This is a genomic window from Haemophilus pittmaniae, from assembly GCF_900186995.1.
In the GTDB taxonomy this organism is placed as follows: domain Bacteria; phylum Pseudomonadota; class Gammaproteobacteria; order Enterobacterales; family Pasteurellaceae; genus Haemophilus_D; species Haemophilus_D pittmaniae.
In genome coordinates this window covers 154,007-170,676 of the sequence record NZ_LT906463.1, presented here as the reverse complement: position 1 = coordinate 170,676, position 16,670 = coordinate 154,007, and the positions used below count along the sequence as shown (strand labels likewise).

Genomic DNA, 16,670 nt, shown 5'->3' with positions numbered 1-16,670 from the left:
TCATTGTGATTTTTGACCGCTTTTCTCCTAAGGGCTCCATCAACTTAGTTACAGCCATTCTGATAACTGTCTATATAGTTAAAGAGGAAATTATCATCTAATGAATAGCCGCCTGCTATTATAGAACTCATTCTCTCATCAACAACTCTAAAGTTTTCTCCCCATATTTCCCCATTAATCTATTTTTGAAATCAGGCTCTATATAAAAAGCAAAAGCTAGCTCACCTTTTAATTTATCTATCTCTATTTTAGAGAGCTTTCTTGTTATGTAATAATGAAAGCAGGAGGACAATTTCCTTTTCTTTTCTCTACCTATAGATAGAAAGCCATCATTAGATAGTGTAATTCCTGTTACATGACGATTATGAGCCCTTGATGAAAATACCGTTTTATCTTTATTAATTTTTATATTGCCATTATATAGTTGATATAATAATTCAATTACTATTTTTGGGAATTCAAAAAGTACATTTTTAACATTGCTCGAAAATGTAATATCATCTGCATATCGAGAATACACAACATTTTTCTCTGAACAAATATCAGAAATAGCCTTATCAAATGAATAAAGTATAAAATTAGATATAAATGGTGAGGTTGGCGCACCTATACTTAACTGTAAAAAATTATTTTTCCTATTTTTTTCCAAAACAACAAACCTGATAACAATTTTTTATCATCATCATTAAAATACAGTTTATACTTTTCAAACTCATTAAAAAGAATTGATGGAGTGATACTGGGAAAAAATCCTTAAAATCCATTTTAAGTAAATACTTGTAATTTACATGGCAACAAGCATTATCTTTAATGCTAATACCTTTCTTATAAGAAAAAACAGAGTCATGTATCGGAATAACTCCATCAAAAAATTTTAGAAGAGCCCTCTGTATATATTTTAACTCTTTAGATGGTTGTGCAATGGTCCGCTTCCCATTTGAATTTCTTTTAGGTATTTCATAAACCTTATACCTATAAGGGGATGTTGAAGAAAATTTCAATAATTCTCTCCGGTCCATTAAAATTAAATCAGAAAGATAATCAACTATATTCATGAGACACCTATTTTAGTATTTATAAATTTTAAAGCTGCTTTACGTTTCTGCGATATATCATCATTTGAATTTAAATAAGATTGCAACAGCATAGTTTTATGCCCACTTTCATCAAAAGGTATATTGCTCCTATTTCTCCCAAATTTTACGAAAGGAGTTTCTTTATATTCATTAGACGGATAATAAAACTTGTATGTACTATATTCATAGAACTTTATATACTCTAGATTTTCTAATAAATATAAAAACCGTTTAACTTCTGATTGATTAAGGCTAATATCAAACGCTTGCAATGTTAATTCAATTTCCGTTAAAGTGATCGGAAAGGATAACCTTATAATTTCTAAAACAAGAAGAATAACATGAGCTCTATTATTTTTATCAAACCCTTGGGTTTTATCTAATCTAGAAAGTTTGTTTTCAGTATCCTTTATTAAGGTATGAACTATTTCTTTATCATACGCTACTCCTTTCTTTGGAAAAGGGTAAAAAACTACTGAGGTATCACATTTCTTTTTTATATGAGTTAATGGTCCTAAATTAATAAAAGAATCTTTATCTGCGTCATTAGGCACTATAACTAATAGCTTTTTATAAAATTCTGCTCGCCCCCAAAAAGTGCCAAATTCAACTAATGAACCAGGACTTTCTAAAAAAATAAGAATCAGAGATGAGATTGAAGCAATATCATCTTCAAAAATTAATAAATCCGTATAAATATTATCCCTGAAATAATCCTTAAAAGATTCAGCTACTATAAGCAGAGCTTCTAACTCAGGGGCTACATTAGCACATTCCTGAAAAAAACATGCTCTAAAGCTAGGAGGCGTACTTTGCGTTATATCAACTAGCCCTCCACAAATAAATACTTTTAACTTATCTAACTGAACTTTACACTTTGAAGAATCATATGTCTGATAGACATTTTTAAGAATATCTTCATATTTATTCTTACTAGCCATATTTATATATTAAAATTTTTATGCACTAAATAAACAATAAGGTAGGTGTAACACCTACCTTATATATTTATCTCTTTACTAAAGGCAGCGTTAGAAAATTTCTGACGCTCCGATTTAGGATCGTCAGAAATTTTCTAACGCAACCTAAATCTAATCAATAAGTTTGTGTCTAGCGAAACGCCCGACGAAGCAAATTGCTTATACGCTAAAGAGTACTAAGTATTATAAACAAATTAATTATTTTTTGTAGTCTTTTGTTCTTTATCCAAAATCATAGGCATGCCGATGATTATTTTTACAAATTATCGAAATGACTTTATCACTTTACAGAAATTAAGCTTAATCCCTCTAAACCAACTCTTGCATTTCTAAAAATTCGCATCCAAGCAGCATCATCGCAGCGATACGACCGTCCACACAATACCTAATACTGAACCATTCTGGCTGGGCAGGTTTCAGTCACATTTAAATGGCTGTCGATATACTGTGCCACAATCAAGTTTTGCGCTTGAAGTGCGGTCAAATTCTCAGTTTTTTGAATTCTATCTCCCTTCTCTGTTATTGGTTTATATCTCTTAATAACAAAAAAGCTTGCTGTTTATCTCAGCAAGCCCTTTAAAATAACTCCATTAAGCAAATTGCTTTTTATTTTCTAAATAACGTTTCGCACATTCTGCTGCAGCAACTAAGCCGCCTGCCATCATAATAATATCTTTAATAACAAGTCGGCCGGCGCCTGAGAGATATGGGAAGCCATAATTAGGTGTTGGGAAGTCTCCACCTAAATTCGGCACCCAGGTTTCTGGCGTAAATATCAGGAAGGACAGCGTGACTATCGACATGCCAAAGGTGAGTAAACCACCGAATAAACCTAATGTTGGAGACCAAATGCCTGCTAATACTAAAATACCAATTGTCACAATGATTGCGCCAATAATATAAGAAGCGGTATAGGTGCCGTTGGCTTTATGCCATTCAATATTTTTTGCGACCATTTTGCCTTCAGGGTTTTTATATAAGGTATATTCTTTTACTAAAACCCCCTTATCATTCTCTACTGTATTCGCACCGTTTTTGTAAAGGAAGCTTAAGAAAGGACTATTTGACACAAAATGTGCGATACCATCTGCCTCATATTGGCAAACTTTTAAACCTCCAATCCAAACCATCACAATACAAATCGCAATGCGAATAAAGTTAATAAATTGACGTTGCAATGGCGCAACAATATTAGCCAGCAATGTAACTAATGCACTCATTCAGAACTCCTTATTTAGTTCAATTGATATTACGGACATAAAGTCCAAGAATAGTTATATGAGATTTTTATCTTACTGTTTGTATTATTTTCCCTAAAAATTTACTCTCGCATTTCTAAAAATCCACACCTAAGCAGCATCTTCAGATTAATCTTTTGTATACCATGCTAACCGACTGCATGCAGTACATATTCTGGATAAAACCATGATTGCGATACATTCATCTATATTAGAAATGCACTAATATCATTGGATGATTGATGTATCACCCAAAAAAATAGGGCTTTTAGGCCCTATTTTTAATCAAGTAAAAATTACATCATTGCGCTATAAGCCAATGCGGCAAGTGCGGCGCCGATGGATGGACCGATAACCGGAACCCAACTATATGCCCAGTCAGCTTTAGTGTTCAGTTTACGGCTTAAGAAAAGGCCTAAAGTCAAGCGTGGTCCTAAGTCCCGTGCAGGGTTAATTGCATAACCGGTGGTACCACCTAAGCTTAAACCAATCGCCCATACTAAAATCGCAACCGGTAGAGCACCGATAGAACCTAAACCGATAGGAGTTTGCTCCGTTGCACCCGGTAAAGTGATATTGGCACCAGTAATGTAGAAAATAACAAATACCAATACGAAGGTACCGATAATTTCACTCACTAAGTTAATCGGGTAGTTACGGATAGCAGGTTCTGTACAGAAGCAGGCGCGTTTCAAACCGTCTTCTTCAGTAGCGCTGAAGTGATCTTTATAGGTGATGTAAACTAACAATGCCCCCACCATACCACCAACGATTTGCGCAGCAATATAGCCAGGAACCATTGCCCAACTAAATACGCCTTTAAATGCCAAACCTAGAGTTACCGCTGGGTTTAAATGGGCGCCACTATAAGGACCGGTAACCACCACAGCCACATATACAGCAAACGCCCAAGCGGTGGTAATAACGATCCAACCAGAACTTTGTCCTTTGGTTTTATTCAAGCAAACATTAGCTACAACGCCATTCCCCAACAGAATCAATAATGCCGTGCCGAAGAATTCTGCAAAATAAGCATTCATAAGAGATCTCCATATAATGATTAAACGGATGATTTTATTGGTTTAAAAATCACCATTGGGCAATTGTGTTCGTTTATTCGATCAAATATTGAGATACTCAGAGTGAGCGGTCACATTATCTTTTTTTTTCTTTATTTATCAAGAAAATATGCGCCTGAAAATACAGAAATGAGAGCGAGATCACATTCTAAAAATGGGGGAATTTTTTCGATAAAAAACTTTGTGATCAATGTCAAGATTTTAGATTTTGCCTATTTCATTTAATGGTAATTTCTATTAGTTTGTCGGGGCAATTTGTTCGTTTAAGCTCAAAATTAGTTCGTTTACAACCATAATTGATGCACTTGCCGCATCTTAGGACAATTCTATGACCGACAAAAAGTATATTATCGCCTTAGATCAGGGTACCACCAGCTCCCGTGCCGTATTATTGGATCACAATGCCAATGTGGTGGAAATTGCTCAACGTGAATTTACACAAATTTATCCACGAGCCGGCTGGGTGGAGCACAATCCAATGGAAATTTGGGCGACACAAAGTTCAACATTAAATGAAGTTGTCGCCAAAGCCGGTATTACTTCCGATGAGATTGCGGCAATTGGGATCACCAACCAACGTGAAACCACCATTGTGTGGGAAAAGGCGACCGGTACACCGGTTTATAATGCAATCGTATGGCAATGTCGTCGTACCGCGGATATCACCGATAAATTAAAAGCCGATGGTCACGAAGAATATATTCGTAATACTACCGGTTTAGTGGTGGATCCATATTTCTCCGGTACTAAAGTGAAATGGATTTTGGACAATGTAGAAGGTGCACGCGAAAAAGCTGAACGTGGCGAGCTCCTATTCGGTACCGTAGATACTTGGTTGGTATGGAAATTAACTCAAGGCCGCGTGCATGTAACTGATTACACCAATGCATCCCGTACTATGTTATTTAACATCCATACGAAAAAATGGGATGACAAAATGTTGGAATTATTAAATATTCCACGTTCCATGTTGCCTGAAGTGCGCAACTCTTCCGAAGTATATGGCCAAACTAACATCGGTGGTAAAGGCGGCGTGCGTATTCCTGTTGCTGGTATTGCCGGTGACCAACAAGCGGCTCTTTACGGCCATCTTTGCACCCGCGCAGGTCAAGCGAAAAATACCTATGGTACAGGCTGCTTTATGTTGCTTCACACCGGTGATAAAGCCATTACCTCTAAAAATGGCCTATTAACCACTATTGCATGTAATGCTAAAGGTGAACCTGAATATGCTCTTGAAGGTTCTGTATTTATCGCGGGTGCTTCTATTCAATGGTTACGTGATGAACTCAAAATCGTACATGACAGCCATGACTCCGAATACTTCGCACAAAAAGTTCCTGATAGCAATGGCGTGTACGTTGTTCCGGCCTTCACCGGTTTAGGTGCGCCTTATTGGGATCCGTATGCCCGTGGTGCGATTTTTGGTCTTTCCCGCGGTTCTAACCGTAACCACATCGTACGTGCAACCCTTGAATCTATTGCTTACCAAACCCGCGATGTATTAGAAGCAATGCAATCTGACTCCGGCCAACGCTTACAATATTTACGCGTGGACGGTGGTGCAACCAACAATAACTTCTTAATGCAATTCCAAGCGGATATTTTAGATGTGAATGTTGAACGTCCTGTAGTGAAAGAAGTTACCGCACTTGGTGCGGCTTATCTTGCGGGTCTTGCGGTTGGTTTCTGGAAAGACTTGGACGAACTTCACGACAAAGCCCGTGTTGAACGCACCTTCACACCGGATAATGACGAAGAAAAACGTGAACGTCGTTATAAAGGATGGAAAAAAGCGGTTAAACGCTCCCTTGAATGGGCGAAAGAAGACGCGGAATAAATCTCCGTTCATGAATAAACAAAAGGCGTGTTTTACACGCCTTTTTTAATGGGGAAATGTGACATCAAAACGCCCCTACGATTTTCAGAGTTTTACTGGAAATTGACTATAACCTATTGATTTTGCTTGAAAAGGTTTTTAAAGGTAAAAAGAATGTGACATTTTTCTCAATGTGGCCATTATTTTTCATCCAAAGAATAGTATTGCACCCCGATTTCGATTTTGCCTAATCCCTTTTCTTCTCGCCATTTATTGGCATCCCGCAGGGAATAAACACAGCCACAATATTCCTGTTTATAAAAACGTTCCTCTTTACGGATGCGGTCGGAACGCGCTGAGCCGCCATCCTTCCGCCAGTTGAAATCCCAGAAAATCACATCGTCATAACGGGCCGCGGCACGGCGGCCACAATCATAAACCTGTTCTTGATTTTTCCAGCGGGAAATCCCCAAACTGGTAGCAATCACCGGAAAACCGTGTTCATGGGCATAGAGAGCAGTGCGTTCTAAACGCATATCAAAACATTTGGTGCAACGCTCGCCGCGTTCCGGTTCATGTTCCAAACCTTTAACCCGCTCAAACCATTCAGCGCGATCGTAATCGGCATCAATAAATGGAATATTATTTTTTTCCGCAAAACGTTTATTTTCTTCTTTGCGAATTAAATATTCCTTGTGCGGATGAATATTGGGATTGTAGAAGAAAATAGTGAATTCCACATCGGAGGCCATTACTGCCGCGATAATTTCACCGGCACAGGGTGCGCAACAGGTATGCAACAACAACTTTTTATGGTCATTGGGCATAATTAATTTGGGGCGCACATAGGGCGCATTGGGATCCTGTTTGATTTTACGGGGTTTTTTGTGGTGTTCCGGTTGTTGGGATTGTGATTCGGTCATAGCTAAACAATAAAATTAAAAAGACAAAAGAAAAGGGCTTGCGCCCTTAAGTTTAATAGGTGCGATCTACGGATAAATACGCCAAGGCAATGAGGGCATCCTTATATTCGCTTGGTGGCAATATTTGTAAGGCATCCACCGCTTTTTGCGCTTCCTGTTTGGCGCGTTCCATTGCGTAATCCAAGGAACGATATTGCGCCATGATGGCTAAGACTTCATCAATGGCTTCACGTTTGCCACCTTGCTCGATGGCCTCGCGAATGAGTGCTGATTGCGCCGGATCGCCATGACGCATGGCATGTAATAAAGGAAGAGTGGGTTTGCCTTCCGCCAAATCATCACCGACATTTTTACCTAGCGCGGCTGCATTAGCGCTGTAATCCAAAACATCATCGACTAATTGGAATGCGGTACCTAAATAGCGGCCATATTCCTGCAATGCTTGTTGTTGCTCAAGCGGTGCATCGGCCACGATAGCGGCAGCTTGTCCCGCCACTTCAAACAGGCGGGCAGTTTTACGATAAATCACCTGCATGTAATTGGCCTCTGTGGTGTCCGGGTCATTCACATTCATTAATTGTTGCACTTCACCTTCCGCCAACACATTGGTCGCATCGGACATGATTTTGAGAATATCCAAGGATTGCAATTCGGCGACCAATTGGAAAGCGCGGGTATAAATGAAGTCGCCCACTAAAACGCTGGCGGCATTACCAAATTCCGCATTAGCCGTAGCACGACCGCGACGCATCGCGGATTCATCCACAACATCGTCATGCAGGAGTGATGCGGTGTGAATAAATTCCACAAAGGTCGCGCAAGTGATGGCTTTCGTCCCCTGATAACCTAAGGCACGGGCGGCCAATACGGCAATTAACGGACGAATACGTTTACCACCACCTTGAATAATGTAATAACCAAGCTGATTGATTAAAACCACATCGGATGTCAATTGCGCAAGAATCATCGCATTGACCTGTTGCATATCGGCATCGGCTAATGCCTGAATCGCCTTCATATCCATTGGATTGCTATGTGTCATTGTTTCTCTTTAAATAGGCTGAAAAATTGCGTGCAGGGGATTCTACCCGATTTTTCGCGCATTCTGAAAGCAATCCGAATATGCGGGGAATTTTTTTACTTTATTGCAAATAAGTTCTTGCATACAGATCTTTTTTTCCGTAGAATTTGCGCCCTATTTATATGAATTTAGAGTGCGAACCGTAAGGACGGTAGAGCACATTATTAGCGGAGTATTTATGTACGCAGTTTTCCAAAGTGGCGGTAAACAACACCGTGTCAGCGAAGGTCAAGTTGTTCGTTTAGAAAAACTTGAACTTGCCACCGGCGCAACGGTTGAATTTGATTCAGTGTTGATGGTCGTTAATGGTGAAGATGTTAAAATTGGTGCACCTGTTGTTGCAGGCGCAAAAGTAGTGGCTGAAGTGGTTGCACAAGGTCGTGGCGAGAAAGTTAAAATCGTTAAATTCCGTCGTCGCAAACACAGCCGTAAACAACAAGGTCATCGTCAGTGGTTCACTGAAGTGAAAATCACCGGCATTCAAGCATAATTTCAGAGGAGATCAAATAGATGGCAACTAAAAAAGCTGGGGGTTCAACCCGCAACGGTCGTGATTCTGAAGCTAAACGCCTTGGTGTTAAACGTTTCGGTGGTGAATCCGTATTAGCAGGTAGCATCATTGTTCGTCAACGTGGTACTAAATTCCACGCAGGTAACAATGTAGGTATGGGTCGTGACCACACCTTATTCGCTACTGCAGACGGTAAAGTTAAATTTGAAGTAAAAGGCGAGAAAAGCCGTAAATACGTAAGTATTGTTACTGAATAATTTAAACCCTTTTTAAAAACGCCCTACAGATGTGGGGCGTTTTATTTTTGTCTTTTTTAAAGTGTTTCTAATAAAATCAATGACTTAGCCTTGTTTTTTAGAAAAACTTCGATTTCTGACTGGGCGTTTTACCATCTATTTCCAATAGGACATACCATGAAACAGCAACCTCTTTTAGGCTTTTGTTTTGCGATGATCACTGCAATGGCTTGGGGCTCCTTACCCATTGCGTTAAAGCAGGTACTTTCCACCATGGATGCGCAGACCATTGTCTGGTATCGCTTTTGGGTTGCCTCATTGGTGCTATTTTTATTATTGGCCTATCGCCGCAATTTGCCTTCTTTTAGCCGTGGCGCCAATATGCTTGGCCTGATTGTCGTTGGCGTATTTGGCTTGGCAGGAAATTTCTTCCTGTTTAACAGCTCACTGAATTTTATTGAACCTTCGGTCGCTCAAATCTTTATTCATTTTTCCTCCTTCGGCATGTTGATTTGCGGTGTTTTCGTATTTAAAGAACGTTTAGGACTACATCAAAAAATCGGTTTAGGATTATTAGTGTTTGGCCTTGGCCTTTTCTTCAATGATAAATTCGATATTTTTCGGCAAGGTGGTGATTATCTCCTTGGTGTTGTTATCAGCTGTACGGCATCCTTGGTATGGGTCGCTTATGGTATGGCACAAAAATTGTTGCTACGGCGTTTTAGTGCACAACAAATTTTGCTGATGATCTATTTCGGTTGCGCTTTGGTATTTACACCGGCAGCATCGCCTGCTCAAGTACAAGGGCTAGATCCTTTTGCGGTTGCTTGTTTTCTTTATTGTTGTGCCAATACCTTATTTGGCTATGGTGCCTATGCTGAAGCGCTCAATCGCTGGGAAGTCTCCAAAGTTAGTGTCGTGATTACGTTAGTACCACTCTTTACGATTTTCTTCGCCCATTTGGCTCATTATTGCGCACCAGCGCGTTTCGCCGTACCGCAGTTAAATGGTTTAAGCTATTTGGGCGCCTTGATTGTGGTCTGTGGGGCAATTTTCTCGGCCATTGGCCAGCAATTTTTGCGAGGTCGTTAATGCAAACTTTACGCCGTTTCTTCTGGTTAATTCGTCCTTATTGGTTTTCCCGTACTCAATGGTTCGCTTGGACATTATTGCTGGCCGTGTTAGGCCTCAGTTTGGCGATCATTTATATCGGGGTATTTATCAATCAATGGAATAAAGATTTCTATGATGCGTTAACCGCATTTGAAACTGCCAAAATACTGCCGTTATCTATTCAATATTTGGCCTATATGGCGCTAGTGGTACTTTGTGTCAGTTCTGCCGGTTGGTTGCGTAAGCTATTGTTGATCCGTTGGCGTCGTCATTTAACCGAACAATTACAGGAAAAATGGCTTCGAGAGCATAATCTCTATCGATTAAGCCTGTCCGTACAACCGGATAATCCCGATCAACGGATTGCCGAAGATTGTGCGATGCTGGCGGAAAAGAGTATTGATCTCCTGAAGAATTTCGTCATGAATATGGCAAAGATCATCGCTTTTGTCGGAATATTATGGGAAATCTCCGGCACCTTATCCTTTCAAATTGCCGGTCAAGAAGTGGTTATCCATGGCTATTTGGTATGGTTGGCGCTGTTTTATACCTTGCTATGCAGCTTGCTGACCCATTGGATTGGCCGCAAGTTGCATCCGTTGAATGTGCAAAAGCAACAGGCAGAAGCGAATTTCCGGCGTACGCTGCTACGTTTGCACGACAATGCGGAGCAGGTGGCTTTTTACCGTGGTGAAGAAACCGAAAAGCATCGTCTAGCCACTTATTTTGCTCATATTGAACGGAACTGGCATGCCATTATGGGGCGAGAATTTCGTCTGGAAACCTTCAGCGCAGCCTATTTACGCCTCACCAATATTTTACCGTTATTTGCCGTGATGCCGCTGTATTTAGCCAAAACCATTACTTTTGGTACGATGATGCAAGCGCGATCGGCGTTTTCTTCGGTGCAGGACGGATTCGGCTGGTTTATGGATTTTTATAAACGCATTATGGAATGGGCTGCCTGTGTACAGCGGTTGGCGGAGTTTAATGAATCCCTTGCGCAGTTACCACCGTTGCCAACACCAATCATTCAAGGCCGGACATTGGTTTGTGACGCATTGCAGGTGGCATTACCGCATCAACCACAGCCCTGCTTAGCACCTTTTTCTTGTGCATTGCAACCCGGTGATTGGTTGCAGTTGCAAGGACCTAGCGGAATTGGTAAAAGCGCCTTGTTGCGCACCCTTGCCGGGCTTTGGCCAGCCTATGCCGGAAAAATCTCTCTACCGGTCGGCAATGTGCTGTTTTTGCCGCAAAAAAGCTATTTGCCATTTGCTCGCCTGGATGAATTACTCTGCTATCCACGTCGGCCAATAGAAATTCAAGCCGATTTAGGGCAGTTGTTACAAATGGTGGGATTAGCGCATTTATCCACTCAGCTTGAAGTTGCTCGGGATTGGGCGTTACGCCTGTCGGGAGGAGAACAACAGCGCATTGCCTTTGCCCGTTTATTGCTGCAACGGCCACAAGTGATTTTTTGTGATGAAAATACCAATCAGCTGGATATCGCCTCCGCCCGTCATTTATTCAGTTTGTTAAAACAGCAACTACCCGAAGCGATTGTCATTGCCGTGACGCATCAGGCTGAGCTCGCAGACTTCTTCAACTCTCAGTATGTATTGCAACGGGGATAATTCGACTTTCCTCTATTTTTAAATCAACTCTAATAAAATCAATGAGTTATGCTTAATCTTTGGTAAAACGTCCTTTTTTCATGGGGCGTTTGCCAAGGCTTTTTTATGCCAGCTCTTTTTTATGTAATCAATAATTGTTATTATTAGCTCCTATTTTTTATCACTCTCGGAGCCTTTTTATGTTATTGATGCCCTCGCGCCGTACTTTTGCCTTAAGTGCGGTATTTATCGCCTTAAGCCAAACTGCCTTTGCTACCACTGAAGATGATTTGGCAGAAATTAATGTAAGCAGTAGTGCCGATGCGACTGCTACGGAACACAGCAAATCCTTCACCACCTCCGCCATGAAAACCACCACCGGTTTAGAACTCAGTCCAAAGGAAACTCCGCAATCGGTGAGCGTTATCACTAAGCAACAGTTGCAAGATCGCGGCATCAATAAAATGGAAGATGCTTTAAAAACCACGACTGGCGTAAGTGTAGTACGGGATTCCGGCAAGCATCGTTTTTACTCGCGCGGTTTTTTGATCGATCAAATGGAGGTTGACGGCTTGCCGACAACAGTAGCCGGTGGCGCTAATGGCAATCCTTATCGTGATTCGTCTTCCATGGCGGATTTGCTAATTTACGATCATCTGGAGGTGGTGCGCGGAGCGACCGGCTTAACTCAATCCAATGGCGAACCGGGCGGCACCATCAACGCGGTGCGTAAAAAACCGACCAGCAATTTCCAAGCCAAGGGTAATTTTACCTTCAATAATTGGGGCAAAGCCTATACTAATGTGGATGTATCCGGGCCGTTAAATAATTCTGGTTCGTTGCGTGGGCGTTTTATTGCGGCTTTGGAACATGATCCTAGCTTCAAAAATATCAACAAAGCCGATAGTAACCGCCTGCTTTATGGTGTTGTTGAAAGCAACTTGGGTGATAACACCGTCGCAAGCGTTGGAATGATGTATCAAAATCGTCATGAAACCCCGGATTATTTTGGAGTGCCTTTGCATGAAAACAGTTTTAACTCACCGTTTAAATACGATACCTATTTAGGCTACAACTGGGCGCGTCGACAAATTCGCCAATTTAATTTATTTAGTGAAACCAACTCCTTTTTGAATGACAACTGGCAATGGTCAAATCGCTTCAGCTATACGCGTAGCAATTCCACCGATAAAGTCGGGGCAATTACCAATCTATCCACCAATTACAAAGGATTAGCGCAAGGCGGCAGCTTGGCCACCAATAATTTGCAAAATTATCTCAACCACGGCGATGAATTTGTTTATCGTACCGGGCTGACCGGCAAATTTGATTGGTTGGGACAGCAACAGGATGTCTTTTTGAATTACACCTATTCCTATGAAAAAGAAAATACCATGTGGCGTCGTGTGCGTAATTCCACGGCCTTTGATCCTTTCTCTTTTAACGGCGCGGAAATTGCCGAACCGGATTGGAATAATGTAACCGACAGCGTAAATAAACGGGATCGTACGCACTATCGTAATCGTATTATTTCCAATGCCTTGTCGGCCGGGATCCGTTTTAGCCCAACGGAGAAATGGCATATTTTAGCCGGTGCGCGGGCGACCCAATGGCGTAATATCAGCGAAACTAACTATGATATTTGGAATAGCGCGGTGGATTCCGATGCCGATAGCTATACGGTCACCAAACGTAACCGTATCGTACCTTATGTGGGGATTACCTATGACATCGATAAAAATCATAGCCTATACGCCAGCTACACCAGTATTTTTAAACCGCAATCGGCGAAAGACTACGACTCCAAAACCCTAGCGCCGATTACCGGTACCAATTATGAAGTGGGATTGAAGGGCAGTTATTACGATGGGCGTTTAAATACCTCGTTGGCTCTGTTTGATGTGCGCCAGAAAAATCGCCCGGTTTATTTCAGCGGCCTGAATGCTAAGGGGAAACAAGGCTATTACATTCCAATGGGGGAAGTGGAAAGCAAAGGATTTGAATTGGAAGTATCGGGTAATCTCACACCGGATTGGTCGTTATTTGCCGGTTATACCTACAACAAATCCAAATATAAACAGAGTGAATCCAGCAGATATCTTGCCGGTAGCAACTATTCCAGTTATACCCCGAAACATTTGTTCCGCCTGTATAGCAGTTACAATCTGCCGTTTGATAACAAAAAATGGACGATTGGCGGCGGTGTGAATTTCCAAAGCCGGGTAACCAGTTTGTATAACGTACAGCAAGCCAGTTATGCTGTGTGGGATGCTAATCTGCAATATCAGGTGAGTCCGCATATCAGCTTGCGATTCAGTGTCTTGAACCTGACCGATAAACGCTATTTTGAAAACCAAAAAGTGCGGGTGTATGGCGGTAACAATTTTTACGCTGAGCCACGTACTTATAGCTTTATGTTAGATTGGCAATTCTAAAAGACAAGTAAACCGCCTACGGGCGGTTTTTTGTTTATGGGAAAAGCATTGCACAATCAGGAATTATCGTTTTTTTAACGAACTCTAATAAAATCAATAGGTTACATGTTATTTTAGCAAAAACGTTGATTTTCGAGGGGGCGTTAGACGCGACTGAAATAAAAATGGCCGGTAAGCCGGCCATTTGGTTTGCATAGGTTTGGAATTATTTTTTCCAGTTTTTCAGCGCATCGGCGAAGGCGTTGCCCATGGCGCTGTTGCTTTGTGGATTACGTTCCCGCGGTGCCTGTGGACGAGCTTTGCCCTGCGGGCGTTCAGCTTTGCTTGACGCACGGGCTTCTTCATCAAGGCGCATGGTGAGGGCAATCCGTTTGCGTGGAATATCCACTTCCAACACTTTCACTTTCACGATATCACCGGTTTTCACTACTTGATGCGGATCTTCTACGAATTTATCGCTTAAGGAGGAAATGTGCACCAAACCGTCCTGATGAACACCGATATCGATGAATGCGCCAAAGTTGGTCACATTGGTGACCGTGCCTTCCAAAATCATGCCCGGTTTTAAATCGGTGATTTCTTCAACACCATCGGCAAATACCGCGGTTTTGAATTCACCACGCGGGTCTCGCCCCGGCTTCTCCAATTCTTTGAAAATATCCAACACGGTCGGCAAACCGAATTGTTCATCGGTAAATTGTTTGGCATCCAGTTGGCGCACAATGCCGGCATTGCCCATTAAATCCTGAATGGATTGCGCGGTGGCCTGCAGGATTTTCTCAACGATTGGATAGGCTTCCGGGTGAACGCCGGAGGCATCCAGTGGATTTTTGCCCGCCGCAATGCGCATGAAACCGGCGCATTGTTCAAAGGCTTTAGGCCCTAAACGTGGTACTTTTTTCAATTGTACACGGCTTTCAAAACGGCCGTTTTCATCGCGGTAATCCACAATGTTTTGTGCCAAGGTTTTTGTCATTCCCGCCACGCGTGCCAATAATGGTGCTGATGCGGTATTTAAATCCACGCCTACGGCATTTACACAGTCTTCCACCACCGCATCCAATTTGCGGGCTAATTGGCTTTGGTTTACATCATGCTGATATTGGCCAACACCGATGGCTTTGGGTTCGATTTTTACCAATTCAGCTAACGGATCCTGCAGACGACGGGCGATTGACACAGCACCACGCAAGGACACATCCAAGTTCGGGAATTCGTTGGCGGCAAATTCGGAGGCAGAGTACACCGATGCGCCCGCTTCGCTAACCACCACGGTTTGTGGTTTATGCTCTTTGATTTCCTTAATTACCGATTTGGCAAATCGTTCGGTTTCACGGGAGGCCGTACCGTTACCGATAGCAATTAACTCAACTTGGTGTTTGCGAATTAGGCCAAAAATCGTCATTTGCGCTTCCGCTTCTCGGCCGGTGTGTGGATAAATCGTTGCGGTATCCAATAATTTACCGGTGTTATCCACTACTGCCACTTTCACTCCGGTACGCAAACCCGGGTCTAATCCCATGGTGTTTTTTGCGCCTGCCGGTGCCGCCATCAATAGCGCGGTGAGGTTGCGCGCAAATACATCAATGGCTTCTTCTTCCGCTTTTTCCCGCAAACTCGCCATTAATTCCGTTTCCAAGTGGAGTGAGACCTTAATTTTCCAGGTCCAACTGATTACCTGTTCACGCCATTTATCCGCCGGTTGGCCACTAAAACGCACATTTAAATAATCACGGATAATTTCTTCGCAATAGCTTTGGCGTACGCCCTCTTCGGCATCGGGATCAGCATTCAAGGAGAGTTGTAAAATACCTTCATTACGCCCACGGAACATTGCTAGCGCACGGTGTGAAGGCACATTTTTCAGCAATTCTTGGTGATCAAAATAGTCTTGGAATTTTGCGCCTTCGGTTTCTTTGCCTTCGATCACTTTGGACACAATCACAGCATTTTTCGCTAAATAATCACGTACTTTAGCTAATAGGCCGGCATCTTCGGCAAAACGCTCCATTAAAATATAGCGAGCACCATCAAGGGCGGCTTTGCTGTCGGCAACGCCTTTGTCCACATCGATAAATGCTGCTGCGGCAGTTTCCGGCTCATGTTGCGGCTCATTCCAGAGTAAATCCGCAAGAGGCTCAAGCCCAGCTTCAATAGCAATTTGGCCCTTGGTACGGCGTTTGGGTTTGTAGGGGAGATATAAATCTTCTAATTCGGTTTTACTTTGCGTGGCAAAAATTTTGTCGCGTAATTCATCGGTCAATTTGCCTTGCTCGTCAATGGATTTCAAAATGGTTTGACGGCGTTCTTCAAGCTCACGTAAGTAGAGTAGACGGGTTTCAAAGTGGCGTAACTGGGTGTCATCAAGACCACCGGTGGCTTCTTTCCGATAACGGGCGATAAAAGGAATGGTGTTACCGTCATCAAGTAATTGGATGGCGGCAAGAATTTGTTGTGGTTGAACGGTTAATTCCGCTGCAATAATTTGGCTAATTTGTTGATTTAACATTATAAAAACTTCTTTGTTCAAAGGGTAAAGCGCATAACGCGGGCGATAGAATAC

At 42.1% G+C, this 16,670-nt stretch carries 13 protein-coding genes and 2 pseudogenes; 6 read left to right on the top strand and 9 right to left on the bottom strand.

Going from position 1 to position 16,670, the window contains the following annotated elements; genetic code table 11:
• Positions 1-127: 127 nt before the first annotated feature.
• From CKV74_RS10530 to CKV74_RS00775, 6 genes and pseudogenes are all read right to left on the bottom strand, one after another.
• Entirely contained in the window at positions 128-649 is a 522-nt protein-coding gene (locus tag CKV74_RS10530) for a reverse transcriptase domain-containing protein (protein ID WP_197691641.1), read from the bottom strand.
• Complete coding sequence (locus CKV74_RS10525) at positions 636-1,055, bottom strand: hypothetical protein (protein WP_197691639.1); 420 nt, start codon at positions 1,053-1,055, stop codon at positions 636-638. Before CKV74_RS10525 ends, CKV74_RS10530 begins: the two co-directional genes overlap by 14 nt.
• Positions 1,052-2,017 (bottom strand): retron St85 family effector protein, encoded by a 966-nt coding sequence (locus CKV74_RS00785; RefSeq protein ID WP_095176617.1) that lies wholly within the window; start codon positions 2,015-2,017, stop codon positions 1,052-1,054. Before CKV74_RS00785 ends, CKV74_RS10525 begins: the two co-directional genes overlap by 4 nt.
• A gap of 319 nt (positions 2,018-2,336) precedes the next feature.
• Positions 2,337-2,546, bottom strand: a pseudogene (locus CKV74_RS10645) (hypothetical protein); the annotation flags it as partial.
• Positions 2,547-2,646: 100 nt separating this feature from the next.
• Complete coding sequence (locus CKV74_RS00780; RefSeq protein WP_007241583.1) at positions 2,647-3,276, bottom strand: YkgB family protein; 630 nt, start codon at positions 3,274-3,276, stop codon at positions 2,647-2,649.
• A 314-nt stretch (positions 3,277-3,590) separates the two neighbouring features.
• Positions 3,591-4,334 (bottom strand): MIP/aquaporin family protein, encoded by a 744-nt coding sequence (locus tag CKV74_RS00775; RefSeq protein WP_007241818.1) that lies wholly within the window; start codon positions 4,332-4,334, stop codon positions 3,591-3,593.
• A gap of 367 nt (positions 4,335-4,701) precedes the next feature.
• Between CKV74_RS00775 and glpK the strand changes: the two genes are divergently transcribed.
• A complete protein-coding gene (glpK, locus tag CKV74_RS00770) occupies positions 4,702-6,213 on the top strand; it encodes a glycerol kinase GlpK (RefSeq protein ID WP_005694750.1) in 1,512 nt (503 codons plus the stop codon).
• 179 nt (positions 6,214-6,392) lie between these two features.
• Here the strand turns inward: glpK and CKV74_RS00765 are convergent, their stop codons facing one another.
• Positions 6,393-7,115: an epoxyqueuosine reductase QueH gene (locus tag CKV74_RS00765; protein WP_095176616.1), complete on the bottom strand. Its 723-nt coding sequence runs from the start codon at positions 7,113-7,115 to the stop codon at positions 6,393-6,395.
• A 52-nt stretch (positions 7,116-7,167) separates the two neighbouring features.
• A complete protein-coding gene (gene ispB, locus CKV74_RS00760) occupies positions 7,168-8,139 on the bottom strand; it encodes an octaprenyl diphosphate synthase (protein WP_039847752.1) in 972 nt (323 codons plus the stop codon).
• A 235-nt stretch (positions 8,140-8,374) separates the two neighbouring features.
• Between ispB and rplU the strand changes: the two genes are divergently transcribed.
• The 5 genes from rplU to CKV74_RS00735 all read left to right on the top strand — a co-directional run bounded on the left by rplU (position 8,375) and on the right by CKV74_RS00735 (position 14,107).
• Positions 8,375-8,686 (top strand): 50S ribosomal protein L21, encoded by a 312-nt coding sequence (gene rplU / locus CKV74_RS00755; protein ID WP_005626416.1) that lies wholly within the window; start codon positions 8,375-8,377, stop codon positions 8,684-8,686.
• Positions 8,687-8,706: 20 nt separating this feature from the next.
• Positions 8,707-8,964, top strand: coding sequence for a 50S ribosomal protein L27 (rpmA, locus tag CKV74_RS00750; RefSeq protein WP_005539872.1), 258 nt, complete (start codon positions 8,707-8,709; stop codon positions 8,962-8,964).
• Positions 8,965-9,120: 156 nt separating this feature from the next.
• On the top strand, positions 9,121-10,035 hold the full coding sequence (locus tag CKV74_RS00745; protein WP_007241631.1) for a DMT family transporter: 915 nt from the start codon (positions 9,121-9,123) through the stop codon (positions 10,033-10,035).
• Entirely contained in the window at positions 10,035-11,693 is a 1,659-nt protein-coding gene (locus tag CKV74_RS00740; protein ID WP_007241790.1) for an ABC transporter ATP-binding protein/permease, read from the top strand. The genes CKV74_RS00745 and CKV74_RS00740 overlap by 1 nt, the downstream gene beginning before the upstream one ends.
• Before the next feature lie 179 nt (positions 11,694-11,872).
• A complete protein-coding gene (locus CKV74_RS00735; protein WP_007241855.1) occupies positions 11,873-14,107 on the top strand; it encodes a TonB-dependent siderophore receptor in 2,235 nt (744 codons plus the stop codon).
• A gap of 334 nt (positions 14,108-14,441) precedes the next feature.
• On the opposite strand, the pseudogene CKV74_RS00730 reads toward CKV74_RS00735, so the two are convergent.
• Positions 14,442-16,616: pseudogene (locus CKV74_RS00730) on the bottom strand (Tex family protein); the annotation flags it as partial.
• Positions 16,617-16,670: the final 54 nt, after the last annotated feature.

Bases quoted from the DNA above. Each gene is read 5' to 3' on its own strand.
- CKV74_RS10525 (WP_197691639.1), bottom strand. From the start codon at position 1,055: ATGAATATAGTTGATTATCTTTCTGATTTAATTTTAATGGACCGGAGA.
- CKV74_RS00785 (WP_095176617.1), bottom strand. From the start codon at position 2,017: ATGGCTAGTAAGAATAAATATGAAGATATTCTTAAAAATGTCTATCAG.
- CKV74_RS00780 (WP_007241583.1), bottom strand. From the start codon at position 3,276: ATGAGTGCATTAGTTACATTGCTGGCTAATATTGTTGCGCCATTGCAA.
- CKV74_RS00775 (WP_007241818.1), bottom strand. From the start codon at position 4,334: ATGAATGCTTATTTTGCAGAATTCTTCGGCACGGCATTATTGATTCTG.
- glpK (WP_005694750.1), top strand. From the start codon at position 4,702: ATGACCGACAAAAAGTATATTATCGCCTTAGATCAGGGTACCACCAGC.
- CKV74_RS00765 (WP_095176616.1), bottom strand. From the start codon at position 7,115: ATGACCGAATCACAATCCCAACAACCGGAACACCACAAAAAACCCCGT.
- ispB (WP_039847752.1), bottom strand. From the start codon at position 8,139: ATGGATATGAAGGCGATTCAGGCATTAGCCGATGCCGATATGCAACAG.
- rplU (WP_005626416.1), top strand. From the start codon at position 8,375: ATGTACGCAGTTTTCCAAAGTGGCGGTAAACAACACCGTGTCAGCGAA.
- rpmA (WP_005539872.1), top strand. From the start codon at position 8,707: ATGGCAACTAAAAAAGCTGGGGGTTCAACCCGCAACGGTCGTGATTCT.
- CKV74_RS00745 (WP_007241631.1), top strand. From the start codon at position 9,121: ATGAAACAGCAACCTCTTTTAGGCTTTTGTTTTGCGATGATCACTGCA.
- CKV74_RS00740 (WP_007241790.1), top strand. From the start codon at position 10,035: ATGCAAACTTTACGCCGTTTCTTCTGGTTAATTCGTCCTTATTGGTTT.
- CKV74_RS00735 (WP_007241855.1), top strand. From the start codon at position 11,873: ATGTTATTGATGCCCTCGCGCCGTACTTTTGCCTTAAGTGCGGTATTT.